Below are 2,244 nucleotides of genomic sequence, written 5' to 3'. Positions count from 1 at the left end.
GTCGGCCTGCCCGTCGGCGGCTTCGTCGTCGGCCGCGGGTCGGAGGTCGTGGGGTGCGAGGACGGCGGCGAGGGCGGCCGCTCGGTGTCCGAGGGCGAGCCGCTCGTGGACGACGGGCCGCTGGTCGCCGTGGAGCCGCCGGGCGAGCCGCTGCCGCTCGGCGCGGTCGGGGACGTGGACGCCTTCGGCACCCCGCTGAGGCCCGGCTGGGGGGCCTGGCTGGTGCCGCTCGTGGGCTCGTCGGCGGTCAGGCCCTTGTCGTCGTCCCGCTGACTGGCCGAACGGTCCGGCTTGACCTTGTCGGCCGGGCTGTCGGAGTCGTCGCCCGAGGTGCCCAGGGTCACCACGGTGCCGAGCACGGCCACCAGCAGCACACCCGAGGCCGCCGCGACCACATTGCGCCGGGCACCGTGCGTCGCCAGCCGCCGCAGACCGCCCGGCTTGCCGCCCGAGGGCCGGGCGGGGGCGGAGGCGGCGGTAAGGGCCGTGGCGGTGGCGGGGGCCGCCACCGAGGTCCGGGAGGCGGACGGAACCGCCGCGGTCACCGCCGTCACCGCCGTCGTCGCCGCCGTGCCGCCCATGGCGGCCATCGGCGTCGTCGTCGCCACCTTCGGGGTGACGATCGTGGTCTCGGTGTCGTCCGGCGCTCCGCCCGTCGCCGGGGGCGCCGCGTCGTCCTTACGGTTCCCACCGCTCGTCCCGAACGCCCCGGCCATCGCCGAGCCGGGCGAGCGGTCGGCGACCAGCGCCAGCGCGCGCCGGCCCGCGACCGTGCCCCGCTTGTCCGCCAGGACGCCCCGCAGCCCGATGGACGCCTCCAGCTCGGCGCGGGCCCGGTCCAGATGGCCCGTACACAGCGCGAGAACGCCCAGCTCGTGGTGGAAGTACGCCTCGTCCGCGACCTGCCCCGCCAGCCGCGCGGCCTCCTGACCGTGCCGCACCGCGCGCTCCCAGGCGCCCCAGTGCAGCGCCGCGGCGAGAGCGGGCGCGGCAGCGCGGGCCAGGAGCACGGCGGCGTCGGCGTGGCCCGCCTCGCGGCTGCCGATGAGCGCTGTCATCGCCGCGAGGATCGCGTCGGCCTCGGCTGCGACGCGCTCGGGGGCCACCGAGGGGTGGCCGGCCCACCAGGCGTAGTGCTGGGCGACGGTGTGCGCGCGCCCGGCGTCCTCGTCGGCGTAGCCCGCCTCCGCGAGCTGGGCGGTGACGCGCGCCGCCAGCCGGTAGTGCGATCCAGCCGGGGTGACGAGGCCGCAGCCGAGCAGCTCGCCGAGGGCGGTGTCCGCGTGGGGGTCCCCGGACAGCGCGGGCAGGTGCGCCTGGTGCGGGCATTCGCCGCCGAGCGCGACCGCGAACCGCAGGGCGTCGCGGGCCGCCTCGCCCAGCCGGGCGGCGAGCAGCGCGGCGGGGGACGCCGCCTCGGCGATCGAGGGCAGCGGGACCTCGGCCTCCGGTGCGGAGGCGTCGTCGCGCTGGGCGTCCCGCTGCCGCAGCAGCGCGCCCGCCTGGACGAAGCGCAGCGGCAGCCCCTCGGACTCGAACCACAGGTCCGCGGCCCAGCTCGCCTCGTCCTCGTCCAGGGGCCGTCGTGCGGCCCGCTCCAGCAGCTCGAGTCCGGCCGTACGGCTGAGCCCGGAGAGGAAGACCTCCTCCAGGTGGGAGTCGGGGGACGGTGCCGGGACATCGGGGGTGGCGGAGATCAGGAACGCGCATTCGGGGGTCGCGTCGAGGAACTCGTCCAGCGCGGCGCCGCCGAACTCGATGTCGTCCAGGACGACGACCGCGCCGATCTCCTGGACCGCCGCCAGCAGCTCCGCGCGGTCCGGCCGGTGGAGCGGGGCGCTGAGGACGGCGGCGTAGAGGTCGTGGAGGAGGTCGGTGGGGGTGCGGTGGTAGCCGGAGAGGCGTACGACACCGTCGGGCGCGAGCCGCTCGCAGTCGGAGGCGACGGCCTCCAGCAGGGTGCTGCGCCCGGCGCCGGAGGGCCCGGTGACCCGCACCGAGCGGCCTCGGGCGAGCAGCCGGGCGAGCCGCTCCCGCTCCTCGTCGCGCTCCAGCACCGGCAGCTCGGGCAGGACGGTGCCGGACGGGCGGGGCGCGGCGGCGGCGCGGCGCAGTTCGGCCCGCTCGTCGGGGCCGTGGCGCTCGGGCCGGGCGGGGCGCTCACCGGGCGGGCAGGGTTCTATCTCGCTGCCGTCGACGGGATTGACCGTGAGCAGATGGTCACCGGCGACGATGCGCGCGGTG

At 78.0% G+C, this 2,244-nt stretch carries 1 protein-coding gene; it reads right to left on the bottom strand.

Annotated elements, in window-relative coordinates:
- The coding region (locus GWI24_RS43535; protein ID WP_210951538.1) for an ATP-binding protein at positions 1-2,244 on the bottom strand (2,244 nt) is incomplete at both ends.

The sequence above is a fragment of the Streptomyces sp. MK37H genome, assembly GCF_018035285.1.
GTDB lineage: Bacteria > Actinomycetota > Actinomycetes > Streptomycetales > Streptomycetaceae > Streptomyces > Streptomyces endocoffeicus.
The sequence above is the reverse complement of the archived record's forward strand: the minus strand, read 5'-3'. Positions and strand labels throughout refer to the sequence as shown.